Genomic DNA, 25,330 nt, shown 5'->3' on the forward strand with positions numbered 1-25,330 from the left:
CGCCGCTGAGGAGGAATGCAGCCTCACAAACCCCAACCACAAACACAAATAGAACCGCCAAAGCCTGAATATCAGAAATTAGAAACTGTCAAACCGACACCCATTTACGGAGTCAACCGGGAGACAACCAAAAAAGCAGCCGAATCACCAGCCAAATGGGGAGAAAATTATGACGAAGAAAATAAAGATTGAATATTGCCAACTTAGTGTATAGCCTTAGAATGCCAACTTCGGCTCCGTTACCCCCTTTATGGAAAAGGGGCTTGAAAAATTTTGATCTCAAACTACACGACTGTTCTGGATTTGTAGTGGAAACGGTAGTGTCAGCCTCTGGCTCACGCAGGCTTTCGGGCCTGTACCACGGAAAGTTTTATTTTGATTATCACCTAAAACTCAGGAAAGGCGGGGCTTTGGCAATCCTTAAAGGCAGTTTACCGCCCTTGTGCCATCTGCTACACCGATTTTTGGGAAGCTGATGAGTTTGATGGGGTTGTCACCTCTTGATACTCCCCACGGCTGAAGCCACGGGGATTCTTGAATGAATCCGAAAACTCTCAAAGGCGTTATCAAAGCACCTCTATACGCTCAAAACAACTACCAGTACGAAGGGTATTGCAATTGCGCTTACTTTTAAATTGTGTTTGCTTTCATAATCCATCACTTTTGCGAGATAGGTACGCTTCACACTCTGTCATTACTTGTCAGTTGTACAGGCTTACTACTCCTCAAGAGTGTGGTGGCTCACGCTCGCCGGGATTTCTCCGATACAAGGCGTGTTTCAACACGTAGATGGTTGTTTTACTTGCAATCTAATTCTAATACAACCTTTCAATCAGTTGTGTAAAGAAATATTGAAGGCGGTTGAAACCGCAGCCGACTTCCTCCCCGTGTCTAAAGCCAGGGGCACGCCGGGCTCGTTTTTCGGTGAACCCATACAGTGTTTAGTTTTCCCACTGATTAACCAAGCGGTTATAAAAAGTATTGCTTTGTCATCTATCTAAGGTATGATATTTTTGTAAGATAAGAGTTAATAAAGATGCAATAGCTCATCAATATTATCCTTAGCACTCTATAGTAGACGAATAAATTGGCTGTTCTGGATTTGTGGTGGAAACGGTAGTGTGAGCGTCTCGCTCACGCAGGCTTTCCGGGCTGTACCACGGGAAGTTTTATTTTTAGGATCACCTAAAACTCACGAGAGCCAACTACAACGTCTGCCGAACTTTATCCTCGAACGTAGTCAGGGACAGACTAAGAGATCGAGGGGGTATTTCAGCCGGATTTGGGCTCAACAACTAATTCACCGCTCTAACTAATTCCTAGGTATTGCGGGTGGGATTTTTCATGTCTTCGTACATTCATCTTTCAGGGTTCATATACTAATGTCATCCAATAACTTGTTTGATTTGACCAGCGGTGTCGATATTTTTACGATCGACTCCAAAGTTCCGGCCGGTTTTGGGATTCGCTCGCTCGCAGGAGCAGATTCCATTGTGGGCTCCGATCGCCCGGATTTGGTCTATGGGAATGACGGAGCGGACTCGATCTCCGGTGGAATCGGGAACGACAGCCTACAAGGCGGACGCGGAGCCGATCTGCTGTTGGGCAATGCTGGAGATGATTATCTCCAGGGAGAACGCGGTAATGATGTTATCTATGGCGGTGAAGACAACGATACATTAATCGGTCAAGAGGGAGACGATTTCCTAGCCGGGGGTGCTGGAGTTGATAGTCTAATTGGCAGCGACGGTTCCGATGCTTTTGTTTTGAATGTCGCTGATGCTCTAACTAATCCGGCTCTCGCCGATACGATCGCCGACTTCAGCGATGAAGAGGGCGATGTCATTGCTCTGACGGATGGAGCAGGCGATGCCCTCACCGAAGCCGACGTAACGCTGGAAGCGAATGGCACCGATACATTCATTCGGCTGAAAGCAACTGGTGGGATTTTGGCGCGGGTGCAGGGAGTCAGCCCTGCTAGCCTGACAGGCTTATTCAGTACCGTCAAAGCGACACTGGACGATACGGAACCGGGGGCTACAGTGCTGGGTTCGATACCGGGAGGAGCTAACCTTCAGGGGGCAGTGGGCGATGAAGATTATGCCGACTTTTTCCAATTCCAGGTAACGGAAACGAGCATTGTTAACTTGGGCTTGAGTGGGATGAGCGCAGATGCGGATGTGGCACTATATAAGGATCTGAACGATGATGGGGAATTGGGGGGAGATGAAATCATCTCCGCATCCACAAAATCGGGCGCTGCGAATGAAACCATTGAGAACGTCACCTTAGATCCGGGTAAATATTTCCTATCGGTGGAGGCATATGAAGGAAACACCAACTACAGCCTGAGTTTGGCAGGTGTTGCCGGAACTGTAGCAAAAGATTTGGCGGGCGATCGAGCCAGCACGGCACGCCTGCTGTCGCCAGACGGTGAAGTGGAATTGCACGATTATGTGGGCGGGACTGATGCAGTGGATGCCTATCGCCTGGAAGTGCTCAACGCGGGGTATTTGGATCTGTTTACCGAGAACCGGAAGGCGGATCTAAACCTTACTGTATGGAGCGATCGTAATAGCAACGATCAGTTGGATGCGGATGAGATTGTTGCCCAGGGGACAAATGAAATCCAGGAGGATAACATCAACCCCGGTACCTATTACGTCAATGTCAGCGCGCCCGGTGCTCCAACGCCCTACGAAATTGCTGCCATCTCCGAACCGGGCAGCCGGGTAGACATTGAAAACTATGACCCGCTCTTCCCCGGTATCCCCACGACAGGCACCCTGACTCAAAACGATAACTTCGATCCCAACGATCAGGAAAACTACGCCGATCCCTATCTGCTGTCGGAACTGGGGGCTGGGTTAACGGTGACTGTGACTCAAGAATCACAGGATTTCGATGCTTCTCTAACAGTGGTGGATCAGCTCACGGGCGAAGTGGTGGCTGAAAACGATGATATCAACACCAACGGTGGAGACTTCAATGCCAGGGTGAGTTTCACCACGGAGCCAGGGGTTCAATATGTGGTGTTTGCCTCCAGTGTGGATGCTCCGGGCTTGGGTGACTATACTCTGAATGCGACGGTGACGGGAACGCCGATTGCAAACGCGTTACGCAGTGCGAGTGCTGACACTCCGTTACCACTACCGGTCTTTACTTATAAGGGCAACACTACTAATTTTACCTATGCCCCTCTTGATAATGGTCAGATCGACCCTGGTTCAATCCGAATCGACCAATTGAACCAGAATCTATTTGGCGATTGCTACTTTTTGGCAGCCATGACGGCTACGTTCGGCAAAATCAAGGAAGACCTTTCCGATGCTAAATCCAAGGAGAGTACGGTGCTCAAAAGTGCGATTTCTACCGAGGACACGAACTACAGCATCAAGTTCTTCGACAAGAAACAAACCCAGGATATCGTCGTGGACAATCAGGTGGTTACCTCTGAAGGTAAGTTGTTTGGAGCCAAATGGACCAATAACAATGTCGGGGCAACAGACGCAAATGGTCAACCCATCTGGGCTCCCATTTTTGAACGAGCCTATGCAAAGTTTCGGGGTGGCTATGATGCCATAGGGAATGGTGGTTTTTACGGAAATGCCCTCAGCCGGCTCACGAACAAATCGATCGACTTCATTAAATGGAATCCCTCTAATCTTACAGAGAAGACTACACCGAGCACGATTACACCCGATGCAACAATTGAGAGTAGGTTTTTTGTCACACCAGGAGACCCTATTGAGACCGATCAAGTCTTTGACAGCATTAAAACTGCGTTGGACAATGGAGGCTACGTCGCTGCTGGGACACCCGGCGGCGGGGATGACTCAAAGCTATTATATGGTGGGGTCTTATACCAAAGCCATGCCTACAGCATCCACAATGCCTATGAACGAGAAGATGGGCAAAAGCTGATCTTGCTGCGGAATCCCCACGGGATCGATAATACTAATGGCGAGAACCGTAGTCTCGTGAAGGCAGCAGAAGATCCGAGTAACGATAATGATGGGTTTATAACCATCACATTTGATGCGTTTTTGAAGAACTTTCAGGGGGTGAGTCTGTCCCAGGCATAGTACCGATCGCTTCTTCACAACCCAACTGTTAAGCTGGAACAGATGTAGGTTGGGTCTCATTTCGCGAGACCCAACCTAGTAAAGGGCTGTTCGGTTTCTTATTGTCAACCCAATCTACGCAATTGGTTCCAACTCCTACCGACACGCAATTTTGGGCTGCACCTCAATTAGAGGTCTTTGAGTAATATCCTCTTCTATGATTTTGGCTACAGTAAAATTAGAGGAAGCTGGAATAAAATATCATCAACAACTAATTTACATTGCCTAAAAATGAGCGAAACTGCACAACTAACTAACTTTAAAATTTTCCCCAAACATACAGGAGTTTGGGAGGGAGACTGGACAATACTCGATGGCGACTGCAAAGAAACCCGGCGTTTTACAGCAGTGGTAACTCAGAAAATAGTTAATAACGAGTGGAGGCAAACTAACCTTCAAACTTATGCCAATGGTCAGAGTGAAACCCAAAATTTTGTGGGTTATGTTGTCGGCGAAGGGCAAGTGCAAATTGAAGGTCTGGACTCGGTTTTTTCCAACTACAATACACTAGCGACAGAAGTTGGAGAGGATTTGATAATTTTTCAAGTATGGGACAAAGCAACTGGCTTTATGAGGGCTGTTGAAACCATCCATCTTGTCAGTTCAGATCGGCGAATTCGGACTACCCAAAGCTTGACAGAAGAGGGAAAACTTAGGGGAGTTCTGGTGATTGTTGAACGAAGAATTGAGTAAAACTTTTCACTGCTTATGTTACCCACTGATTTATTAAGTCACCGCCAAAACGGAGAATCAATTATTCCTCTCCGCCTCAAGATAGATGCTAAAAACTTAGAAGCAGCTACCGAAATGATTGATTGCTTTCAAAGTGCGATCGGCAAAACCCAAGGCGAACTCGACGGACGCTTGCTAGAATTAGAAGGCGACAGCCCCGATTATCGGCTGAAACGGGGATTAGCGCACCTGCTGAAAGGCGGTTTCTGCACCTTAGAAGTCATCAGTCCCCTAGAACCCTCAGAGTTGAGACAGCGGGTTTTTGCATTGTCCGCGCGATCGACTCCCAGCCCTCAATCCACCCAATTAACCCTGGAAAAAGTAGCAAGTGAACTCAGCCAAGAGTTAAACAGAGAAGTTTTGCCTCACGAAATCACTACAGGTTTATACGCGGATTTAAACGAAAACAAAATCCTCACTGAGTTTAATGCACCAACACCCGAAAACTTGCTTCACAAATACAATCTTTCTCAAGTTCAAGGCATATTTTACCGAGCAAGTCAAGTCCAATTAACCGCGCACCGCAACGATCCAGGAGAATACAAACTCTTATTTCGCTATCTGAAACTATTTCAATTAATGACTTACATCGAAGGCGATGCAGACCACGGTTTTACACTGACAATAGACGGCCCTACAAGCTTATTCAAACCCAGCACCCGCTACGGCTTAGCCCTGGCGAAAATGCTGCCCGCACTGCTGCACGTTACCAAATGGAGTATGCACTCGACACTGCACACAAAAGACCCTTTTAGTGGCGTTTTGAAAACAGGTAAATTCACCCTAAATTCCGATTGCGGTTTAGTCAGCCACTATCCCCCTGGCAAGCCTTATGATAGTATGTTAGAAGCCGCCTTTGCTGAAAGATGGAATTCCACAAAAACCGAGTGGCAACTAGAGCGAGAAGTTGATTTAATTCCGATTCCAGGTAGTGTGATGATTCCCGATTTTCGGTTGGTGCATCCCGACGGGCGAGTGTTTTTATTAGAAATAGTTGGTTATTGGCGGCCGGAGTATTTGCAAAAGAAATTTTCACAAGTACAGAAGTCTGAATGCGATCACTTGATTTTAGCTATTTCCGAACGGCTGAATTTAGAAAAAGCCGGGGTGAATGTAAATGATGTGCCAGCAAAAGTAGTCTGGTTTAAAGATAAATTGCTGCCCAAATCAGTCCTGGAAGTCCTCGAAGAGTAACCAATCCGCGCATCAGTTGCAAACTCCTTTCTTTCTCTCTCTCTGCGGCCTCTGCGCCCTCTGCGGTTCAAAAAAATCCTCCTCAAAAAACCTCCCACCTTGCACGCTATACTAAAATAGGAATTCACCCAAATCCTTGCCACCGCATACTCTCACCCTAAAATCGATTGAAAAATGCCAGACACAAGTATTGTCGAAAGAATCAAAAAGCTGTTAGCCCTCGCCACCTCATCCAATGAAAACGAATCGACTGCTGCGGCCGAAAAAGCTTCCCTTTTACTGGCACAGTACAATCTCAGCCTCGCGGATTTAGGGCCAAATCACCAAGAAGAGATTGACGAAAACTCTGTTGAAACAACATCGAAATTTGTAACTTGGAAAATGATGCTGCTTTCGGGAATTGCCGACGCTAACGGTTGCACTGCCATGCGAAACACTTATAATGGCAGTATGTTTTTGGTGGGAACTTCTACAAACCTGATTGTTTGCAAACATCTGTACGAGTATTTGAGTTCGGCGATTGAAAAAAGGGCTAAATACCGCAAAGGAAACGGGAGGGGATTGGCGTATCTGAATGCTTTTCGGGTGGGATGCGCGACAAGGTTGAGACAAAGATTGTTGGAACAAAAACAGCAGATGGAAGAGTCGGGGATTCCGGGTTCGGGGGATGTGGCGGCGACTCCAGGGATTGTAGTACGATCGATGTTTGAGAAAAATCAACAGGCGATCGCGGATTATCTAGAGGGCCGAGGGGTTAAAATTAGAACTAGAACAGATTCTCAAGTCAGCAGCGCGGCGGGTTTTAATTCGGGGTATGAAGTGGGCGATAAAATTAGTTTGCACAAGCAAGTGCAGCCGCAAGGGGATATGAAGCAACTTAATGAATGTCTTTGAGTTCTCGATAGTAATTGATGGATAATCCAAACTGGGATAAAATTAAAGCAAATTACAAATTAGGTCAGTTGGCGTACTGAAAAGTTGAGGATCATGCACCTTGATCCTGACTATTCTTAAGAGTTTTGAAAACTTCCCACAAGATAAATGTAACAATTACGCTGAGAAAAAGTGCAGCCAATCCCCAAATTATCACTGATAGAATAACAGAAAATATTCCTATTAAGGCTAAGGAAAATAATAATCCAATAAAGATTGGTATAACCAACCAATGTTTAAATGCAAGTCGAATTAAAGATTTAAATAACTTGGAATATCTTTGCTGTTCTAAATACAAAAGAACCAAACTAATCAGTATTGCTATCTCTCGTCCATATTCCCCAAGTTCTTTAGCAATTGGTAATGTCTGCTCGTATAATTCAACAGCTTGTGGTTTGCATCCTAGTTTAGCATTGGTAGATCCTAAACGAGCCAATGCTACCATTTCCATGTGACGAGTGCCAGTTTGTTGTGCCAGTAATACAATCTGCTCGTAACAATCTTTTGCTTTTGAGTAATCTTTTTGCTGCGAATAAACACTGCCCAAATTAACCAGAGTAAACATTTCTGCTTCACGGTTACTAAGCCTACTTAAGAATATTAATATTAGCTGATAATATTCGATAGATTGAGAATAGCTTTTTAGTAAATTATAAGCTTCTGCAATACCCAATAAAACAGCTATTTCTTGCTGGTTTCCCATTTGTGGGGCAAGGAGTAAAGCTTGCTGATAGCAATCAATTGCTTTGACATAATCTTTTGATCCTGCGTAACCTAATCCTAAACCCAAAATGGCAAAAAACTCTCCTACAACGTCACTTTTTAGTTCTCGTGCAATGGTTAAACTTTGCTGGTAATAGTCAATAGCTTGAGAGTAGTATTCTTGGAGATAATAAATTCTTCCCAAATCTGCTAGCGCCTGTCTCTTACCCAATGGATCTTGAATCTCCTGCGCTATTGCTAAGTGCTGCCTGTGACACTCAACTGCGTTAGTATAATCTTTGAGGCGACGGTAAATTGCGCCCACATTCATTAGAGATGCTTCTACACCTTTAGAGTATTGAATCTCTTCCATAATATTTAAGCTATACTGCTGGTATTGCATAGCTTTTGTATACTCTTCACAACAGCGGTAAACTACGCCTAACTTTCCCAATACTGCTCCCTCAAGCTGGCGGTTTGAAATTTCTTGTGCAATAAGTAAACTTTGCTTTAAATACTCTGTTGCTTTAATATAATTGCCCTGAATACGGTAAAAATCACCTAAATTTGCTAGCGTCGAGCATTCCACATATCTGTCTGCTATTTTTTGGCTAATTTCTAAACTTTATTGATAGCACTTTAGGGCTTTGGAAAACTTTCTCTGAGATAAATAAGTATTTGCAATATTTCCCAAAACCGTGGCTTCTAGCTTACGGTTTGGGAATTCCATTACACTATTCAAACTTTGTTGGTAGTATTTCCTCGCTGTTTCATGGTCTCCTAATGCTTGATAAGCATTAGCGAAAACATTGAATAAAATAGTGTTTTCTGTCTGGTTTAATTTACCTAATATTCGGTCATAAATTTCAATTTGTTCGCGATAGTACCCCCAAATACCAAATTGATTGTGTAATTGTTCTTTAATAGGAGTATTGAGGCGAATCACAAGGGTTTCCCAAGCTCTTTGCCAGTCTTCGACTTCGCAGAGATGGTGAAATGCTTCCAAGTATCCCCGAACTTTCTCAAGATTGGAAGCATCCGGCTTCAGTTTGTACCTCGTCAGCCAATTTTTAACCGCTCTGTACTGAGCGCGTTTACAAGGGGGCATTTCCCTAAACTCCGGTGCTGCTAGATCAATTCCCAGATTAGCCAGCATCCACTCTCCCGGCGGCGTGATGTCAACTTCCAAACTATTTTGACTTTTAAAATCAAATTCAGCAAAATCACTCTTCATATTGTCCACTACCTCACTGTCAAATTTTTCAAATGCTCTAATGCTACACTGCGAATTAAATTGTGCTGTCGCAAGTGTATCTCATCGTCAATTAATTCTTCTTCTACCAAAAAGCGATCGCGCAACGCATCCAACGCTAACTCTTGCTTCTGGTCATCGCAATCCCAATCTTCCAAATGACTCAGCCAAAACTCTTCCGGTACGGCACAGCGATACACAGAAGCTTCGCAAAGCAATCGATAGGCATTCAAAACATCTTTTTTCAATCTCTCAAACGTCTTTTCCAGCCGGAATCGCACATTTTTTCGCAGTTCGCGAGTATATCGATCCAGTCGCCAGTCGTCATCTGCTGATGCCGTTATTCCTTTGGTCTTAGCTTCCTCAATTGCCTTCTCCACTTCTTCAATTTCATGCCCGTATTTATTCCAATAACCAGCCACGTTGCCATAAAAAGGCTTACTGCCAATTTCCCCAGCAATCACCCGCAAAGCCAATGGATGCCCTTCATAAGCAGTCCCGATTCGTTCTAAATAAGGTTTGTTTGGTGAATCTATTTCCACCTCTAGTCCAGTTTTATCGAACAAGTCTAACTGTTCTGATGCTGTCAGTCCCTTCAATTCTTGACAATACCAAAAATTTTTATAACGGGCCGGAATTTGCTCTGGCAAATCCTGCGATGTTACGATGATACGACTTTGGCAAGATCCTACTGCCAAAAAACCATCAAAAAATTTTGCCCACAACTCATCCTGAAAACCATTCCAGCCCGCTTCTTCATTTCCTTTTAAAATCAGTTCCAGAGAATCTATCACGACCAAATACCGATTTTCTCGCAATCGCTCGACTAATCGATTCAGCAGCCGCTGTGTATCTTTGCGGTCATCTGGCGTAATGCGTTCTCCCCACTTTTCCAACCATCGAATCGCCACACTAGCAAAATCCGAAGCTTGCTGCTGGTTTTCAAAATTCTCCTGATGAAACTTACGACCGTCGTCTTGCAACTCCACCGCCAATCTTTCAGCTAAAGCCGTTTTGCCAATTCCCGCGATGCCAAGAAGAATTAACAAGTGGCACGAACCCTGAACCTTCTGGGCGAGTTGACTAATCAGGTCTTTTCGACCAACCCAAGCATCGTCACAAGCAAAAAACTCTGCTCTCGAATCAGTCTGACATAAGGGACTATCATCCACAATATCTTCCCAGTTCTCCAATTCTACAGCCTTGCAAATCTTGACAAAAACCTCATGCTGAATAGGCTTCCGCCGCCAAAACCGCTTTAAAGTTGCGACTGAAGTTTGGGCATCTCCGCACCAGCTAGAAGCTTGTTTTTCCAAGCCTTTCTTTCGCCTAGCCCGATCGACTATTTCCAACCCAGATTCAGATGCTCTTAGACTAGCTGCCATGCTGATTTTTTAACCTTCAGTAACCATATTTAACTTATAACATCTGCCAATTTGTGGCGCGGCTCTATTTTGGCTCACTTTTGGATACAGCGCCAGATTTGCGTTGAAAGAGAGCCGTCAAACCTTTGCTGTTCAAGGAATATAGAGATGGGAAGCAAGTTAGGCGATATCGCTCATTTCCCAGTTAAAACAATCATTTCTTCATCATGAGTAAGACTATGCAAGCACAAAATTTCGTTCAACTGGAACTACCAGGCGTTTTACCTCAAAAAAACGACACCCTCAAACAAATAGAAGAAGCAATGCAAGGAATACTAGACCTAACATGGAAAACTGTGCTGCTTCAGATATCACCACGCAGCACTAAAGAACTGATGCGACAGCATGGAAAACTGATGGCTCTCAATGATAGAGAAGCAAGAATTAAAGTTTCCTCAACACCACTTTTGCTAATGGCAATTCAAAAACTTCCCGATGTTGAATCAGCTTTCAGAAAAGCGTTTGGCACAACAGTCAAAATCCGTCTCGAAGTGTAAGTGATCTCGTTTCCGGTGAGAGCGTATTATTTAATGCTTGGCCCGCGTGCGGTGCGTGACAGTCAATAGTCCCACCGCCGCGAGTTAAAGTTTCCCGTTGTCACGCACCCTACGACTGATATCTTGCACAGAGTACGATCGCCCTCAATTAATCAATCAATTCCGCTTCTTCAAAAATCAGTCTAGTCGTCAACTCCAAACCAGGCAGCAACTCATCCAAAATTAGTGTATTATCCGTATAAACTTGACTCAAACCATCGGGGAAAAAGCTTCTTATTAAAATAGCTTGTGGATCAATTACCCAAACTCGCGGAACGCCCGCCGCCAAATAATCTTTCGCCTTCTCTTCAAATCCCTGCATCGTTTGACCAGGAGAGATAATCTCAATCACCAGTTCAGGAATTGCAGGACAAGCTTCATTTTGCCGCCAGCTTTTCGCCAGACGTTCATAAGAAATATAGGTCAAAGCAGGAACAGGTACCCAATCTTTATCCTGACGTTTTAACAAAATTGCCCATTCTGGAAGCACTCGCCCGCGTCCTTTACACCATACACGAATCAGGCGACACAAAGCTCCCTGTAAACTGGAATGAAAAAATTTTGGAGACACTTTCGGAACTGCTTCACCATCTACAAACTCACAATATATATCTCCGTCGGGCAAAGCTAGAAATTCTGCTAAAGTGAGTTTGGTTCCGATGCCTACCATGACTCCCAGCCCTCTCGCTAATTAACTCAAATATCAATTATACAAAATTTCCCAATATTCCTAGAAGTACGATCGCCCCTGGGTCTCTATTCCAAAAACACAATAACAAAATCCCCAACTTCTTAAAGAAGTCGGGGATTTAACCGCGATTGCATTTTAGGTTAGGCGTTTCGCCTGTTTTTATGCCAAAACTGGCACGGGCTGCGGCCAACGTCCCATGACTTTACCAATCACCGCCAATTCTTCCATCAACTTGTCGAACTGATCCGGTGTTAAAGATTGCGGCCCGTCAGACAAAGCTTTTTTGGGATTCGGGTGCACTTCAATCATCAGCGAATCTGTACCAGAGGCGATCGAAGCAAACGCCATTGACGGTACAAACTGCGCCCAACCGGTGCCGTGACTGGGGTCAACCATAATCGGTAAGTGAGTCAGAGTCCGCAACACTGGAACCGCCGACAAATCGAGAGTATTGCGTGTATATTGCCTGTCATACCCGCGAATTCCGCGCTCACACAAAATCACGTTCGGATTGCCAGAAGCCATGATATACTCAGCAGCCATCAACCATTCTTCAATGGTGGCGGAGATGCCGCGCTTCAGCAAAACAGGTTTGTCTTGAGCTCCAACTTTCTTCAATAGTGAGAAATTCTGCATATTTCTCGCCCCGACTTGGATTACGTCGGCTACTTCTACGATCGCACTTAAGTCGGCCGCATCCATAACTTCCGTAATAATTCCCAAACCGCTAGCTTCCCGCGCCGCCGCTAGCAATCCCAAAGCACTCTCGCCGTGGCCTTGGAAAGCGTAGGGGGAAGTTCTCGGTTTGTACGCGCCACCACGGAGAAAATGAGCTCCAGCAGCTTTGACGCGCATTGCCGTTTCGACAATCATTTCTTCGTTTTCGACCGAGCAAGGGCCTGCTACGATCGCGATCGGGTGATGCAAGCCGATCATTACAGTTCCTAAAGGAGTAGCAACCGCTACTTCGCTGGGTTCACCTTGGCGATATTCGAGAGAAGCGCGTTTGTAGGGTTTTTCCACCCGCAGCACTTCCTCAATCCAGGTGCTCATTTCGCGCAGTTGCATCGGTTCGAGCTCAACGGTGTCGCCCACCAAACCCATGACGGTTTTGTAACGGCCGACGATTTTTTCTGGTATCAAACCCCAGTTAGTGCGGAGCTCTTCGTCTAGTCGATCGATCTCGGCTTCTGGAGTGCCGGCTTTCATTACTATAATCATATTTTTTTTGCCTTTTTAGTTGGGCTAGAAACGGATCATGACTCTGATGCACTGAGAAAAATAGATGCAATGGCGATCGAGAATCTATTTATATCAGTATTATTAGCATTTTTGTGGGGCGGGTTCTTGTTCCCTCCCCAAATACAAACTCGCTAATGGTTAACAGCTTAGTTTTTAGCTAATGACTTATAACTCATAACTAATGACTAACTTTTTGGCTTCGCGGCGCGCCACGCTTCTCGCATCCGTCCAAAATTTGTATTAAATTCTTCCCACCCCAGAGTGCTTCCTGAAACTTCTTCATCCCAGGAAGCCGAGAGGACTCCGTAGCTTAATCCCAGAACGCCTAGACCAAAACAGCCCATGCTTACCAGCAATACTGCTGTGTTGGGCAGATCAAACAAGCCCTTGCTGACTACCAAATAGCTGACAAAAAATGTGGAAATTCCCAGGATTGTCGGTATGCCACAGAATACCGCTATACGGGATATCATGCGTTGGCTGACTACTTCTGGGATGGATTGCGCCTGTTTTCCGGTTTTGTTAGCTTTCGGCTGCTTGTCGGCAGAATCCGACTCTAAGGCTATGCTTGCTTGGGGCTCTGGGGGCTTTTTAGGCGTTTTTTTACGATTCGTTGCCGGTTCAAAGGGCAAGCGCTTGCGGGGTGGTTCGGAGGACATATTTTATCTCTAACCTGAAATCTCGAACATTTTTCAATAAGTCTTGGTGTTTGCCCAAGATTAAAGAATATTGTCGCAAATTTTGGCTTAGGTGTTTAGCCGCGAATGCCTAGACGGGCAATCAATGCTTTGTAGCGATCGACATTTTGCTTTTGGATGTATGCCAGCAGGCGCTTGCGGCGGCTGATCATCATCATCAAACCGCGCCGGGAGGCGAAGTCTTTTTGGTTGATTTTCAGGTGGGCGCTGAGTTTGGTGATGCGATCGGTCAGCATGGCGACTTGGAGATCTGCTGAACCGGTATCGGTTTCATGGGTTTGGAAGTCGCCCATGATTTCTTGTTTGCGCTGTTGTGTAAGAGCCATGAATTGATTTTAGTTTTTTTTGTACGATTGTCACAATCTCCAATGTTATCACAGGGGAAGCATAACAACGATAAAATTTTTGCCAAGGATGGGTTTGTTTTTTGAGCAGAATAGACTTGAATTGTAAACATACTTAGGACGGGCGGGACGCCCATCCCACAGGAAAAAAATTGTGGGATGGGCGTCCCGCCCGTCCTGGGTGTTTATTCCCGGCGGCTAGATATTGTAGGGGATTATCGGCTCAAATAGGCGATCGCCTCACGTATCCAATCATCCGCATCACCTTTGGCGGACAAAGTGCTGTCTTGACTGAGGGTTTGCAGCGCTTGCAAAACTTCCGCCCCAGTGTATCCCATCGCCAGCAGGATCATCTCGACTTCTTCTTGAATAGCTGGGGGGACTCCGGCGGCGACTGAAGTTGTCAAACCTGCTTGCTGTCGCCATTCCGAGAGTTTGCTTTTGAGTTCCAGGGCGAGACGTTCTGCGGTTTTGGTACCCACGCCCGGTGTTTTGGCGAGGATGCGGGTGTTACCGCCGACGATCGCCTGGACTAAATCTTGCAATCCTAAAGTATCGAGAAGTGCGATCGCCAGTTGAGCACCGACACCGCTAACACTCGTCAACTGCCGAAACAAATCGCGTTCGGCCGCGCTGCCAAAACCGTACAATACGATTTGGTCTTCCTTAACTTGCTGGTGGGTAAAAATTTGGGCGACTTCGCCGGATGCTGGCAATTGACCGGTCACGCGGGGCAAAATTTGGATTTCATAGCCAATTTGATTGACTTCGAGAGTCAATATGACGCGGTTGCTGCCTTTGGCGATATCGGCGACTGTGCCTTTGAGATAGCTAATCATAAAATTAATAATAATACACCGCTATTCGTTTTCATCAAACTCGGCGATGATGTTGCGGATTTCGTTGAGACTAATATCTGTTCGATCTGATTTTGAGTAAATGGTTAACAAAAGTACGCTGACGGGCGATTCGACTTGATAAATCATGCGATACCCTGCACTTTTTCCTTTTTGGATGTTGCTGTTTTTCACCCGGACTTTTAAGATGATATAATCTTCGCCCATTCCGGGAATGCGATCGCCAATAAAATTGCCAGCCTGTATTTGTTCTATTACGGGCTGAGTATCTAGCCGGATTTGTCGATACTTTTTGGATAATTCACGCAAATTTCGTTTATACTCAGGCGTTAAATCGATTTGAACTAGATCATCGGATTCATTCGACATCGATGCCCTCCCACATTTGAGAAAGAGGTATTCGCTGCCCTGTTTTAGCTTCCTGCAACGCTCTTTTGAGACTGGCTTTTATTTCTGCAACTGGAGTATCGTCGGGGTCGTCTTCATCTTCATCTGTAGGTTCGGGAAGAAGAACGATGATTCGCACGCGGCCGGGAGTTTCTGCGGTTAAAGGTCGATCGAGAATTAATTGACCTTTTTCGTCGATCGTTCCTGTGACTTCAAAGGCTTTCATTTGTTTCTCCTGTATTTTTTTCAATTAATACTATTATATAACCCTGTTCGAGTTCGAGCGATTTTGTTATTCTCAAGTCAAAATAAGCTGCTGTTTAACCAAAGACAAATCCGTCTTACCAAAATTCACAACCAAAGCCACATTGAAATTTTCCAACGATTTGACAAACCACATAATTTCATTAGAAGCTTTACCTTCATAGTGATTGAACAAAATAGAAAATCGCTTTTCCAACTCTGGTTTGACTTTGCCCGAAAGCAGCACAAGTTTCAGCAGTAAGCCCATTGTCCTACTAGCGCCGAGGTTGTACACCAAGTCGTAAAAAACGTAGTGGCTGGGATGTTGAGAATTTTCCACTACTAAGAAGTTGAACAACTGGCTGCAAGTACGAACTAACAAGCGATTATTGAATTTCACCGAGTCATTTTCTCGCAATGTATTTTTGATTTGTTTGTACAAACGGTCATTAAATTGACGCCCCCCGTATTCTGGTTCTACCGAGGATATTAAATATTCATATAAATCTCCTTTAAATGATGCGTAAGATGGAGTTTGTCGGGAATCTCTTAGAAAAAATTGAGCCGCTTCTTTGTAGCTGCGATCGCCTGCTACTTTTCCCGCAAATTCCCTCACCGCTAAGTGCAGTTCTGCATCGTTCAAAAGTGTGGGATTAGCAGCCCGCTGCACAATTCCTATTTCTGTATTTCTCGGTTCAACCATATAATTCAAATATTTAGACAAATGTGTTTCAAATTGTCGCTGTCTTTGAAATGCCAGTTTTTGGATGGTTTGTTGGTCTTCCTCAATGCTGTCCTTGCTCAGTAGAGAATAGCCGTACAAATAAGGATACCGACATATCAATTCGCCCAAAGGAGAATCTGTATCTTGTTTCTGCTGTTCCGCCTCTCTATCTAAGGCTTTTACTAAGCGCTCTATGGTCTGGAATTCTTCACTTTTAGTAAAGAAATTTATTTGTTCTTGTAAGCGCTTGACTATGTAAAATTCCATCCCGAATCGGGGAGAAGTCTGCTTAAATAAAGCTACCAACTTGGCGATCGCGAACTGATTTTGTGATTGCAATTGCCAGCGGTTGATCGGGATGTAGCAGCAGCGGTGGAGGAGATATTTAAAGTCCTGATCCGATCGCTTGACGGAGACTATACTGTACAAAGTTGCTTCAATCTCTCGATCGGGATAGCCCATGCCGTCGATAAATAGCTTTCGGAACCGCTCGATCACCTGTGCGGGGGATTCTGTTTCCACGCAGGAGACGATGTGATCGTACAATCTCTGTTCGTTGCTGCCTGTTGGAACACTATCTGAGGGCGGGGTGAGGATGCTGCTGTCTGCATCTGTGTCTACGCTGCTGTCTGCAACTTGTGCGACAACGACTGTCGGTTTTTCCCGAAAAGTTCGATCGGGATTCAAGAACCAATAGTGTTCTTGGCTTAATTGTTTGTCCGCAGCCCAATCCAAAGCTGACTGCAAACTTTCTCCTGTCAATAACAGCGATTCATCTTCGCGGTCTGAAGCCAGCCATGCTGCTAGGGCGGATCGGTACGGAGCCAATTTTCCCAGCTCTTTTTCTACCCAAAATTGATTAAAAACTGACTGATAAATTAGGTTGGAAACTATTAATTTACCGTGAGATTTAACAACCAGTCCTGACAGTTGCAATTCGAGTTTTTCGGGAGAGTAATCTGCTGGTACTGCCTGCAGTTCCCCCCGTTTTGTTGCCTTGGCGGGTTGCAAAGCTTGCTGGTACAGCGTTAACAGCCGCGTGAGGTCACAGGGGTTATGGAAAATGCGATCGCGAATTGCTATCAAATGTTGGGGTTCGTCTTCTTCTTCCCAATTTTTAATAATTCTGTGTTTGACCAGTTTTTCAACTTGCTGAGCTTCGGAATTTCGGCCAATAAAAGGCCCGTATTCAAGTACCAAGTGACAAACTTTTTGAGTTAGAAACGGTTGGCCGCCCGTCCAAGCTAATATTTCTTGGAGCACTTTTTGGGGGCGAAAAGCTTTCAGGGCTAATCCTTTTGCTAGCGGCAAACTTTCGTGCAGTTGGAATCGACTTAAATGAATCTGCCGTCCAATATTAAAAGGGTTGCATCTTGGATCTCGGATCAATTCTGAGGGGGCTGCTACTCCCATAACAGCAAAAGTCAGGCGATCGTATTCCGGTTGCTCTGCCCGCTTGGAGTAACAAGCCCGGATCAAAGCAAAAAAATCGCTGGTACTGAAATTTAGGCTGCTGATGCTGTCAATGTCATCTAGGAAAATTACCAGATTTTGCTGAAGTGACTTGAGCAAAACTTTTTCGATAAATATCTCCAATCGCTGCACCGGCGATAGCAGTTCGCGATCGTTCCACCACTTCATGGCATCAAACCTGTTTGTGATGTGTAAACTGCTTGCCATGCGGTACATGATTGCGCCATACCACTTCTGGGGGGAGATATCTCGGCTACTGATGCTTCTCAAGTTGATGGCGGTAAAAACTGTACCTTCGGCTTGCAACCTTTTGGCCGTTTGCACTAGCAGGCTGGACTTTCCCATTTGTGGCGAACTCAACACGTAGCAGAAGTCTCGGGCTTTGAGTCCTTCGTAGAGTTCGCTGTCTGCCGATCGCCTGACATAGGTGGGCGCCCCGGCAGGCAAATATCCTCCAACTTGATATTGGTACGTTGAGTTGACTTCTGCTCTCATCTGGGAATTCATCAAGATCCTACGCCCCTATGCTGTGCGATCGAAAGGTTACAAATTACAATTATTGCCCGCTTACTATGGTGGAAAATTTTTCTTCCTCTTTCTCTATTGTCTACTAGCTCAGCTTTCTTCTCGTCAATCTTTACCGTATCTTTGCAAGCGTTCGCCCCAAATCCTACGCTCGGCCCAATTGTAGCCCGCCCCTGGATTTTTTACACTCGTTCACATAATTAGATGAATTTTCACTCGATCGGATTTAGAACGCTAAAACGCCCATTTTTTCACATTTTTTTACAATAATACTTTAAATTTCACCCGGTGGTATGATGTGGGCAGGGAAACTCCTAACCACAGAACGCCGTCAACCTTCTGCCTTCTGATCCGCCTCCCGGATGCCGGAGAAAAACGCGCTCGGAATGGCTGCCAATAAAAAACCCCAGCGTTTAGCTGAGGACTGCTTGAGTGGGAGATATCGTTAATCTGCGTTTTTTTAATTGACTTAGATTGCATGGAATTCCATGCTGCTGACTTTCCCCGGGCTTTCGCGTTCGGGGATTCCTAAGAACAAACTTTTCAGGATGCATCCACAAAAAGTTTAATTCTTAAAGGCTTTGTCAGTACCAGGCTAACCACTCACTCAACTATAAAAGTTAAGTCGGTGGCTAATTGTAGAAGATGCGCCCTGATGGCTTAACTACCCGATGGATTAGCACCCTGATGGCATAACTCCCTGATGGATCGACGCCCTGATGGCTTTCGCTCCACTACCCAAAAAATTCGGGTTGGTGGATGATCGTGGACATTAGTAACACGTCACTTCCGGCGTTTCCGATCGCAAGCGGGTGTGCCTGTCTGAATTGATTATGGCAGGCAGATTTATCAGAAGACAAGTGGGCTATTGCATCAACCCATTTCTGACAGATCGGGTTAGCCAAAAAGTGTCTATCTACGGAAATCAGGGTCATCGAACATGAAAAACAGCATCTTAGTATTAGGGGTAATTGCCTCGGCTGGCTTCGGCTTTTTCCAGGCAGGCAGCGCCAGCGCTTTAGCGATCACCCCACAACATTCATCAGCCAGCAGTTTGACGGCTTGGGAGATTAATCCCGACTTTAACTACACTGGAACGAATGAGGATGGGGAGCAAGAAGAGGTAAAAACGGGTAAAGGCAGGAAATAATTGGCGCTCTTGTGTGGTTCGCTCTTGTGCGGTTGTGGTTGTGGTTGTAGTTGTGGTGGTATTTGTTGTCGCAAGGGCCTCTAATCGAGGTGGTTAAAACTAGATCCCAATATCAGTCTACCTAATCCCGGGGGTGGGGGTCAGTTTCAGAGAACGGTGAATGGGAAAATAAACAGGTAAGGCGAGTCTGTCGGTGGAGTTTCCCCGCCTATCAACTTCCTTACCTTCTGATGTTCGGGATTTGGATCTGGCACAATCGTATTTCATCTCGTAAAAACCCAATGGAAAATACTCTCGAAACTACCCGCAGACAGCGCGTATTGACAAGAACCCAGGAACGGCGTCAGGCAACACCCAAAGAAAAACAGTTGATTCACCTGCTAGCCAATATGGCTTGCAGTTTGATTAAATACGACTACAAACACGCAGCGGGCAAGGGTACTCTCCCGCCTTCGGAAAGCAAGCGTTTAGCAGAATGGCACTACCTGCGAGTTCAGCAAATTCGCCGGATCGAACGTTCATTGGAGCCCGTAGCGACCCTTAAGCGCGTGTACTACAAGAGCATCCTCAGTCCGAGAGATCTGAAGTCTTTGAAACTTCTGTGGCTGGAGGAGGACAAAAACCGTGTCAAACGGGTCGATCCTGAGTTGGACGACATCCTTAGCGAAGCTTTGGATCGGGGAGATACTTTAAAACAGCTATTTCACTCGATCGAAGTCAAAGAACGCACATTTTCTGCTACTCCTCGCCCCGGCGCGGTACCGCTTTGGGTCAAAGAATGGGAAGACTCGGAATATGACATAAACTTTTTTCCGCCTTCCTTCTCTGCATGGGTTTCGATCGTGGACGACTAGGTTCAAGAAAAACTCTTTGACATGGCATCGATCGTAAATTTCAGATGGTAGACTGATTTGCTATTGCTGCCATTGGCGAAGAGGGTGCGTGCGGGCTTGAGGCTAAACTAGGCAGCGTGGCGCGCAGGCATCCGAGTACAGAGAAGTGAATCGGAGTCAGTACCATTGTACAATGGAGGAAAACCAGGGCTTCAGCTAATAGCTGATAGCTGATAGCTGATAGCTGATAGTTTCTCATGACTGACTCGATTTCTACTTCTCCTCTAGACTCGGCGGCCGATACAGCCGAACTCCGCTCTCAGTTGAGGTCGGGTTCGGAAAAAGCTCAACTGCAACTGCTACAACAACAAATAGCAGATTCCGGTTGGGATGTATTGATGGAATTTTTATTAGAGCGCAAGTCAGAAGCACCGACTGCGGTAATGGGTAAGGCTTACCAAATTCTTTACAGTGCTAATTCTCCGAGAGCGGCGGAGTTTTTGCAAGCGAATTTTCCCACTGGGGTTGTGCCGCTGCGATCGGACTCTAACATTGATTACACTCCACTGCAACAATTATTGGCGTTACAGGAATTTCAAGAAGCCGATCGCTTGACTTTAGACAAGCTTTGTGAATTAGCGGGTGAGACAGCTTCCATGAGAAAGTGGCTGTATTTTACGCAAGTTGAGAGTTTGCCAGTGGCGGATTTGCAAACAATTAATACGCTGTGGAAAGTTCATTCCGAAGGCAAATTTGGCTTTTCGGTGCAGCGGGAAATTTGGCTGAGTTCGGGCAAGAATTGGGATAAGTTGTGGCCGCTAATTGGCTGGAAGAAGGGGAATAATTGGACGCGGTATCCGCAAGAGTTTATTTGGGATTTGAGCGCGCCTAGGGGTCATTTGCCGCTGTCGAATCAGTTGCGGGGAGTGCAGCCTTTTGCAGCTTTGATGGCTCACCGTGCCTGGTTGAAGTGAATGGTTTTCGGGCTTTTGGAGAAGGCGGGGCCGGCGGGATGTTCGGCCCGACATTTGTTAGTGAGGGGGTGTTGGATAAGCTGTCAAACATCTAAACTGCATTAACTCGCGTTACCTTTATTTTTTATTTTTCGGTTCCATTTCATAATTAGTCCTCCTTCATTTAACAGTTTATGTAACAGTGCTTCTAATTTTTCAATGGATTCAAATAATCTATTAGCAACATATTCCTTGGCAGAATGCCAGACTAATTCAACTAAGTTATAGTCCGGGCTATACTTGGGCAAAAACTCTATGATTAGATTCGGCATCTCTGACGCTATTTTCTGCAAAGTCGCTGCTTTTTTATGAAAACTAGCGTTGTCCAAGATTATCACAAATTTACAGCCTTTATCTTCAAATTCTTCCGCTAAATTTCCTTGCAATATCCACTCGGATTTTAAATCTTCATAAAAAGTTTTCAGCACAGCATAAAAATTAGCAGAATTACCAGATGGAATAAAATCTACCCATCTTTTTTTGTCTGAGTATCTCACTCCACCCATAACATTAATACGACCTTTTCGTCGGTCTCCTCTTTTATTACTTCTAGTCCCCTTTTTACACCAGGTTTTCCGTCTAATTACTCTTAAACTAAATCCACTTTCGTCCCAAAACCATACCTGCAATAGGTTTGGAGATTCTTTTTCTACTTTTAAATACTCAGCTAATTTATCTTTAAATAAACCCCTTTCTACGGCATCTTGCTTATCCTTCAAGCTGTATTTAGCCCAAAGGTAAACATACTTTTTTGATTTTAAAATTCTCCTTACTTGGGTACTACTCAACTCGATTCCTGTTTTCTCTCCTAGATATATGGCAAGTCTAGCTGTTGTCCATTTCCCGAATTCATAGCCATATTTCTCAGGTTCTACTTCAACTGTTTCTAAAAGTAAATTAATGTATTCTTCTGTGGCTTTTCGGTAATTACCCTTCATCCTATTATCTTTAAAAGTGTCTAAATTATCAGGATCACCATGAATGCTCCAATAAGCAATCTTTCTCAGAGAGCATCCTATTAGTTCAGCAGTTTGAGCTTGTGTATTTCCGCTATTTAGCAATAAAAAAATTAAGGCTCTTTGCCGAATGTCTGGATGCTCATGCTCCTTTAATACTTGTTGAAGATTTTCCCTTGTCTCGGAACTGAGGAAGTTTTTAGTAGGCATTGACTTTTTATAAATATCATCATATTATACTATGCAATATGCGTTTTAGATGCTGAACAGCTTATGACAGTAACAACCCCGTCAGAACATAGATAGGGCTTGCTGAATAAGGAATGAAAAATAAATAAGTTGATGAGTTATCGGTTATAATGAAAAAAGTGCGCTTATTGCAATTTTGGCTCCTACAGAGATCAACTCACAAAGGATTTTTCTACTTAACTATTCTAATTTACTTTTAAATCCATGTTTTATTCGAGTTCAATTGAGTCAGAAATGAAAATTTTTTATAAATCCTTATCAGAAAAGGATAAAAGAAGGTATGCAGCTATAGAATCTCAAAAATTAGGATGGGGTGGAATTAGCTATGTAATGCAACTTTTGGGCTGCAGCCGAAATACCATAATCAAGGGATTGGAAGAATTAGAGAAAATGGACTCAGAGACACTAAATAGTTCCAGGATCAGAAAGAAAGGAGGGGGAAGAAAAAGTATTGGGTCTACTCAAATCGGTATTGAGGCAGCCTTTTTAGAAGTTTTAAAAAATCACACAGCCGGAGACCCAATGAATGAGTTAATCAAATAAACTAATTTGACGCATAAAGAAATAGCTTCTGGACTACGAACGGCAGGTTTCACCATTAGTCTACCCTGAGTTGCCAAGCTATTAAAAAAGCATGGATATGTGAAAAGAAAAGCCCAAAAAAACAAACAATAGGAATTAACAAAAATCGGGACGCTCAATTTAAAAATATTGCGCGACTGGATACAGAGTACAGAGTAGGGTGCATCTCGCTTTGGCGAATATGTCGCAAAAGGGTTAAAATGGAAAAGCTAGTAAAATTGCCAAAAAATATGAGGTAAAGAAAATGACACCCTCAGACCAAGAACAGCTAAAAGCCTACTTAAAAGCGGCAGCATCCATTCTTTACAGAAATACAGATCCAACCGAGTTAGAAAGTTTTGATAGCATAGAAAAATCTCTCCGTCAGAAAATGCTAGAACAAGTGGGACCAGAACTAGGTAGCTTTTTTTTTCAGCAGTATCAGGGATTCAAACAGGAAAATCCAGAAAAATAAAATCAATAGTCGGTTCGCTCGAAATTACAGACAATCAAGCGAAATATTTTGGATTGAAAGCGTATAGTCAATTCAGTCCAATGATGGAAAAGTGCTGTCTTTTAATCAGTGCCAACGAATCTTATCAAATGGCAGAAAAAGATTTAGAGATTTTCACGGGGATCAAAGTCTCTCATAGTACATTACAAAGATTAGTCAAACGACAAGAATTTGAATTACCTACATCTAAACAAGGAGTTCAAGAAATTACATTAGATGGCGGGAAAGTCAGGCTACGCAACGACACCAAAGGCGAGGGCTGTTACTGGAAAGACTATAAAGCCATTTGTTTAGATAATGTTTATTCGGGAGCCTTTTTTCAAAATAATCAAGATTTAATTGATTGGACTAATAGCCAAAACTTACTACATCCTATGTATTGACGGTTGAGATGGTCATGCGGGAATTTGGAAAATATTTCAAGAAATAGGAGATACTGAACAAAGACAAGAAATCTTAGATTGGTATCATCTGAAAGAAAATCTTTACAAGGTAGGAGGTTCGCTAAAACGTTTAAAACTAGCCGAAAATATGTTGTGGCAAGGTAAAATAGATGAAGTTATTAATCTATTTAAAGAGATGAAAAAAAAAGGATTCAAAATATTTTGTAACTATTTAGAGACCCATCGGTGCCGAATAGTCAACTACCAATACTATAAAGAAGAGTCCATAAGTTCGATAGGTTCGGGAACAGTTGAATCAATTATTAAACGAATTGGGTTCAGGGTAAAAATATCAGGAGCGCAATGGAAAATTGAGAGCGTTCCCTCTATCCTTTCTCTTCGCTGTGCTTATCTCAACGGTCAACTTTCAATTTGATGTATTTGCCAAAGTGAGATGCACCCTACAGAGTATAGAGAACCCAGCAATCCTATTATTAGTCTTGACACCAAAAAGAAAGAAGTTTTAGGAAAATTGTATCGTCCGGGAACTCTCTATACAAAGGAACCTGTCACTACTTTCGATCATGATTTTTGGAGTTTAGGTCACGGGAAAGTGATTCCGCATGGGGTTTATGATTCTCAACAAAACCGACGATATACAGCCTTTCTCAGAAAGATGAGGTATAATGTTACTGACCCTCACTCGTGAGGGTAAAACAGAGAATATCGGATCAAATGAACTATAATTATATGGTTGAGTAAAGCCACGCGAAAGCGATACCACACATCATAACATTTTTTTGAAAGTACGCGATGCTTGACTCACAACACGTTTACTTGTACCAAACATCATACCTTGTTAAAAATGAAAGCTTACTCGATTGATTTTCTGCCAAAAATCCTAGATACTTATCATACTGAACCCATCTCACAAAAAGCAATAGCTAAGCGTTTTTTTCAGGGTAAGCTCATCTAATTTGGTATAAATTGTACTTGACAAAAAGGGCAAGATATAAAAGAGCATCCTGTCAATAGCGGCTCTTTGAACCCATCCCTGATTAAGCAACGCCCGACAGACAACGGGCGATCGACTCGCAGCCTCAAAGATGTCAAATTGGTTCTATAATACTGCTTCATCTGTGTCACGAATGGTGAGGAAAAATCAATGGAGAAAGGATTCGAGCGTGTTGTGAATGAGGCAAAATCATCACCGAAACCCGACAGGTCTCAACCCCTCTCCCTGCAACACTTACTGCGCCTTCAACTTATTTTGATGACATACCAGATCCGAGAGTAGACCGAACAAAACAACATTTACTTAAAGACATTCTGGTCATTACCATATTAGCTACGATCGCCGGTGCCCAGGGGTGGGAAGACATCGAAAATTATGGACTCAGCAAGCAGCAATGGGCGTGAATAATTTTTAGAGTTACCCAATGGCATCCAAGCGTGATGATACATTTCGCCGGGTGTTTGAAAAGCTAGACCCGAAAGTTTTTTCTTGAGAAGTTATCCCACATTCCGCAGGTGCGATCGCGCGAGCGAGTATTTTTCAAAGATTGGGCCACCGAACCCGCAAAAATAAGA

24 protein-coding genes and 2 pseudogenes are annotated in these 25,330 nt (G+C 44.2%); 13 read left to right on the top strand and 13 right to left on the bottom strand.

Annotation, left to right across the window (positions count from 1 at the left end; all coding sequences use genetic code 11):
• The first annotated feature begins 15 nt into the window (after positions 1–15).
• The 5 genes from QUB11_RS19950 to QUB11_RS19970 all read left to right on the top strand — a co-directional run bounded on the left by QUB11_RS19950 (position 16) and on the right by QUB11_RS19970 (position 6,944).
• Positions 16–192, top strand: a complete 177-nt coding sequence (locus tag QUB11_RS19950) for a hypothetical protein (RefSeq protein WP_333205648.1) — start codon at positions 16–18, stop codon at positions 190–192.
• A 1,190-nt stretch (positions 193–1,382) separates the two neighbouring features.
• The gene (locus QUB11_RS19955) at positions 1,383–4,085 is read left to right on the top strand and encodes a C2 family cysteine protease (RefSeq protein WP_333205649.1); all 2,703 of its coding nucleotides are present in this window, start codon (positions 1,383–1,385) and stop codon (positions 4,083–4,085) included.
• Between the two features lie 270 nt (positions 4,086–4,355).
• Positions 4,356–4,817 (top strand): DUF3598 family protein, encoded by a 462-nt coding sequence (locus QUB11_RS19960; RefSeq protein ID WP_333205650.1) that lies wholly within the window; start codon positions 4,356–4,358, stop codon positions 4,815–4,817.
• 15 nt (positions 4,818–4,832) lie between these two features.
• Positions 4,833–6,050: a DUF790 family protein gene (locus QUB11_RS19965; RefSeq protein WP_333205651.1), complete on the top strand. Its 1,218-nt coding sequence runs from the start codon at positions 4,833–4,835 to the stop codon at positions 6,048–6,050.
• 174 nt (positions 6,051–6,224) lie between these two features.
• A complete protein-coding gene (locus QUB11_RS19970; protein WP_333205652.1) occupies positions 6,225–6,944 on the top strand; it encodes a DUF2786 domain-containing protein in 720 nt (239 codons plus the stop codon).
• A 91-nt stretch (positions 6,945–7,035) separates the two neighbouring features.
• Here the strand turns inward: QUB11_RS19970 and QUB11_RS19975 are convergent, their stop codons facing one another.
• Genes QUB11_RS19975 through QUB11_RS19985 form a run of 3 tightly spaced genes read right to left on the bottom strand, consistent with a single transcriptional unit; the run spans position 7,036 to position 10,322 of the window.
• On the bottom strand, positions 7,036–8,274 hold the full coding sequence (locus QUB11_RS19975; protein WP_333205653.1) for a tetratricopeptide repeat protein: 1,239 nt from the start codon (positions 8,272–8,274) through the stop codon (positions 7,036–7,038).
• 36 nt (positions 8,275–8,310) lie between these two features.
• A complete protein-coding gene (locus QUB11_RS19980; protein WP_333205654.1) occupies positions 8,311–8,919 on the bottom strand; it encodes a tetratricopeptide repeat protein in 609 nt (202 codons plus the stop codon).
• An 8-nt stretch (positions 8,920–8,927) separates the two neighbouring features.
• Positions 8,928–10,322, bottom strand: a complete 1,395-nt coding sequence (locus QUB11_RS19985) for an NB-ARC domain-containing protein (protein ID WP_333205655.1) — start codon at positions 10,320–10,322, stop codon at positions 8,928–8,930.
• Positions 10,323–10,540: 218 nt separating this feature from the next.
• Here QUB11_RS19985 and QUB11_RS19990 point away from each other — a divergent pair, with 218 nt between their 5' ends.
• On the top strand, positions 10,541–10,858 hold the full coding sequence (locus QUB11_RS19990; RefSeq protein ID WP_333175392.1) for a hypothetical protein: 318 nt from the start codon (positions 10,541–10,543) through the stop codon (positions 10,856–10,858).
• A 148-nt stretch (positions 10,859–11,006) separates the two neighbouring features.
• On the opposite strand, the gene QUB11_RS19995 is transcribed toward QUB11_RS19990, so the two are convergent.
• The 8 genes from QUB11_RS19995 to QUB11_RS20030 form a co-directional block, all read right to left on the bottom strand.
• Positions 11,007–11,567, bottom strand: a complete 561-nt coding sequence (locus QUB11_RS19995) for a Uma2 family endonuclease (protein WP_333205656.1) — start codon at positions 11,565–11,567, stop codon at positions 11,007–11,009.
• A gap of 180 nt (positions 11,568–11,747) precedes the next feature.
• Complete coding sequence (gene aroF / locus QUB11_RS20000) at positions 11,748–12,809, bottom strand: 3-deoxy-7-phosphoheptulonate synthase (RefSeq protein WP_333205657.1); 1,062 nt, start codon at positions 12,807–12,809, stop codon at positions 11,748–11,750.
• A gap of 206 nt (positions 12,810–13,015) precedes the next feature.
• A complete protein-coding gene (locus QUB11_RS20005) occupies positions 13,016–13,489 on the bottom strand; it encodes a PAM68 family protein (protein WP_333205658.1) in 474 nt (157 codons plus the stop codon).
• A gap of 95 nt (positions 13,490–13,584) precedes the next feature.
• On the bottom strand, positions 13,585–13,854 hold the full coding sequence (gene rpsO / locus QUB11_RS20010) for a 30S ribosomal protein S15 (protein WP_333205659.1): 270 nt from the start codon (positions 13,852–13,854) through the stop codon (positions 13,585–13,587).
• 233 nt (positions 13,855–14,087) lie between these two features.
• Positions 14,088–14,711: a Holliday junction branch migration protein RuvA gene (gene ruvA / locus QUB11_RS20015; protein WP_333156680.1), complete on the bottom strand. Its 624-nt coding sequence runs from the start codon at positions 14,709–14,711 to the stop codon at positions 14,088–14,090.
• A 21-nt stretch (positions 14,712–14,732) separates the two neighbouring features.
• A complete protein-coding gene (locus tag QUB11_RS20020) occupies positions 14,733–15,098 on the bottom strand; it encodes a type II toxin-antitoxin system RelE/ParE family toxin (RefSeq protein ID WP_333205660.1) in 366 nt (121 codons plus the stop codon).
• A complete protein-coding gene (locus QUB11_RS20025; RefSeq protein ID WP_333205661.1) occupies positions 15,088–15,342 on the bottom strand; it encodes a type II toxin-antitoxin system RelN family antitoxin in 255 nt (84 codons plus the stop codon). Before QUB11_RS20025 ends, QUB11_RS20020 begins: the two co-directional genes overlap by 11 nt.
• 72 nt (positions 15,343–15,414) lie before the next feature.
• Positions 15,415–18,051 (bottom strand): AAA-like domain-containing protein, encoded by a 2,637-nt coding sequence (locus tag QUB11_RS20030; protein WP_333205662.1) that lies wholly within the window; start codon positions 18,049–18,051, stop codon positions 15,415–15,417.
• Between the two features lie 970 nt (positions 18,052–19,021).
• Here QUB11_RS20030 and QUB11_RS20035 point away from each other — a divergent pair.
• Together QUB11_RS20035 and QUB11_RS20040 are read left to right on the top strand one after the other, a co-directional pair.
• Complete coding sequence (locus QUB11_RS20035; protein ID WP_333205663.1) at positions 19,022–19,231, top strand: hypothetical protein; 210 nt, start codon at positions 19,022–19,024, stop codon at positions 19,229–19,231.
• 281 nt (positions 19,232–19,512) lie between these two features.
• Positions 19,513–20,085 carry a hypothetical protein gene (locus tag QUB11_RS20040; protein ID WP_333066315.1) on the top strand — a complete coding sequence of 191 codons (573 nt, stop codon included), beginning with the start codon at positions 19,513–19,515 and terminating at the stop codon, positions 20,083–20,085.
• 40 nt (positions 20,086–20,125) lie between these two features.
• Here QUB11_RS20040 and QUB11_RS20045 read toward each other — a convergent pair whose 3' ends face one another.
• Positions 20,126–20,323: a hypothetical protein gene (locus QUB11_RS20045; protein WP_333205664.1), complete on the bottom strand. Its 198-nt coding sequence runs from the start codon at positions 20,321–20,323 to the stop codon at positions 20,126–20,128.
• On the opposite strand from QUB11_RS20045, the gene QUB11_RS20050 reads away from it, so the two are divergent.
• A complete protein-coding gene (locus tag QUB11_RS20050; RefSeq protein WP_333205665.1) occupies positions 20,322–21,038 on the top strand; it encodes a GUN4 N-terminal ARM-like repeat domain-containing protein in 717 nt (238 codons plus the stop codon). The two genes, QUB11_RS20045 and QUB11_RS20050, sit on opposite strands and share 2 nt — an antisense overlap.
• A 101-nt stretch (positions 21,039–21,139) precedes the next feature.
• On the opposite strand, the gene QUB11_RS20055 is transcribed toward QUB11_RS20050, so the two are convergent.
• Positions 21,140–22,243 (bottom strand): IS630 family transposase, encoded by a 1,104-nt coding sequence (locus QUB11_RS20055; RefSeq protein ID WP_333205666.1) that lies wholly within the window; start codon positions 22,241–22,243, stop codon positions 21,140–21,142.
• A 273-nt stretch (positions 22,244–22,516) separates the two neighbouring features.
• Here QUB11_RS20055 and QUB11_RS20060 point away from each other — a divergent pair, with 273 nt between their 5' ends.
• The 4 genes and pseudogenes from QUB11_RS20060 to QUB11_RS20075 all read left to right on the top strand — a co-directional run.
• The gene (locus QUB11_RS20060; protein WP_333205667.1) at positions 22,517–22,825 is read left to right on the top strand and encodes a hypothetical protein; all 309 of its coding nucleotides are present in this window, start codon (positions 22,517–22,519) and stop codon (positions 22,823–22,825) included.
• A 283-nt stretch (positions 22,826–23,108) separates the two neighbouring features.
• Positions 23,109–24,176: pseudogene (locus QUB11_RS20065) on the top strand (ISKra4 family transposase).
• 18 nt (positions 24,177–24,194) lie between these two features.
• Positions 24,195–24,449: an ISAzo13-like element transposase-related protein gene (locus QUB11_RS20070; protein WP_333205668.1), complete on the top strand. Its 255-nt coding sequence runs from the start codon at positions 24,195–24,197 to the stop codon at positions 24,447–24,449.
• Between the two features lie 497 nt (positions 24,450–24,946).
• Positions 24,947–25,236, top strand: a pseudogene (locus tag QUB11_RS20075) (transposase family protein); the annotation flags it as partial.
• Positions 25,237–25,330: the final 94 nt, after the last annotated feature.

Source organism: Microcoleus sp. B6-A1 (genome assembly GCF_036705085.1).
GTDB lineage: Bacteria > Cyanobacteriota > Cyanobacteriia > Cyanobacteriales > Microcoleaceae > Microcoleus.

Bases quoted from the DNA above. Each gene is read 5' to 3' on its own strand.
- QUB11_RS19950 (WP_333205648.1), top strand. From the start codon at position 16: ATGCAGCCTCACAAACCCCAACCACAAACACAAATAGAACCGCCAAAG.
- QUB11_RS19955 (WP_333205649.1), top strand. From the start codon at position 1,383: ATGTCATCCAATAACTTGTTTGATTTGACCAGCGGTGTCGATATTTTT.
- QUB11_RS19960 (WP_333205650.1), top strand. From the start codon at position 4,356: ATGAGCGAAACTGCACAACTAACTAACTTTAAAATTTTCCCCAAACAT.
- QUB11_RS19965 (WP_333205651.1), top strand. From the start codon at position 4,833: ATGTTACCCACTGATTTATTAAGTCACCGCCAAAACGGAGAATCAATT.
- QUB11_RS19970 (WP_333205652.1), top strand. From the start codon at position 6,225: ATGCCAGACACAAGTATTGTCGAAAGAATCAAAAAGCTGTTAGCCCTC.
- QUB11_RS19980 (WP_333205654.1), bottom strand. From the start codon at position 8,919: ATGAAGAGTGATTTTGCTGAATTTGATTTTAAAAGTCAAAATAGTTTG.
- QUB11_RS19985 (WP_333205655.1), bottom strand. From the start codon at position 10,322: ATGGCAGCTAGTCTAAGAGCATCTGAATCTGGGTTGGAAATAGTCGAT.
- QUB11_RS19990 (WP_333175392.1), top strand. From the start codon at position 10,541: ATGCAAGCACAAAATTTCGTTCAACTGGAACTACCAGGCGTTTTACCT.
- QUB11_RS19995 (WP_333205656.1), bottom strand. From the start codon at position 11,567: ATGGTAGGCATCGGAACCAAACTCACTTTAGCAGAATTTCTAGCTTTG.
- aroF (WP_333205657.1), bottom strand. From the start codon at position 12,809: ATGATTATAGTAATGAAAGCCGGCACTCCAGAAGCCGAGATCGATCGA.
- QUB11_RS20005 (WP_333205658.1), bottom strand. From the start codon at position 13,489: ATGTCCTCCGAACCACCCCGCAAGCGCTTGCCCTTTGAACCGGCAACG.
- rpsO (WP_333205659.1), bottom strand. From the start codon at position 13,854: ATGGCTCTTACACAACAGCGCAAACAAGAAATCATGGGCGACTTCCAA.
- ruvA (WP_333156680.1), bottom strand. From the start codon at position 14,711: ATGATTAGCTATCTCAAAGGCACAGTCGCCGATATCGCCAAAGGCAGC.
- QUB11_RS20020 (WP_333205660.1), bottom strand. From the start codon at position 15,098: ATGTCGAATGAATCCGATGATCTAGTTCAAATCGATTTAACGCCTGAG.
- QUB11_RS20025 (WP_333205661.1), bottom strand. From the start codon at position 15,342: ATGAAAGCCTTTGAAGTCACAGGAACGATCGACGAAAAAGGTCAATTA.
- QUB11_RS20030 (WP_333205662.1), bottom strand. From the start codon at position 18,051: ATGAGAGCAGAAGTCAACTCAACGTACCAATATCAAGTTGGAGGATAT.
- QUB11_RS20035 (WP_333205663.1), top strand. From the start codon at position 19,022: ATGAAAAACAGCATCTTAGTATTAGGGGTAATTGCCTCGGCTGGCTTC.
- QUB11_RS20040 (WP_333066315.1), top strand. From the start codon at position 19,513: ATGGAAAATACTCTCGAAACTACCCGCAGACAGCGCGTATTGACAAGA.
- QUB11_RS20050 (WP_333205665.1), top strand. From the start codon at position 20,322: ATGACTGACTCGATTTCTACTTCTCCTCTAGACTCGGCGGCCGATACA.
- QUB11_RS20045 (WP_333205664.1), bottom strand. From the start codon at position 20,323: ATGAGAAACTATCAGCTATCAGCTATCAGCTATCAGCTATTAGCTGAA.
- QUB11_RS20055 (WP_333205666.1), bottom strand. From the start codon at position 22,243: ATGCCTACTAAAAACTTCCTCAGTTCCGAGACAAGGGAAAATCTTCAA.
- QUB11_RS20060 (WP_333205667.1), top strand. From the start codon at position 22,517: ATGAAAATTTTTTATAAATCCTTATCAGAAAAGGATAAAAGAAGGTAT.
- QUB11_RS20070 (WP_333205668.1), top strand. From the start codon at position 24,195: ATGCACCCTACAGAGTATAGAGAACCCAGCAATCCTATTATTAGTCTT.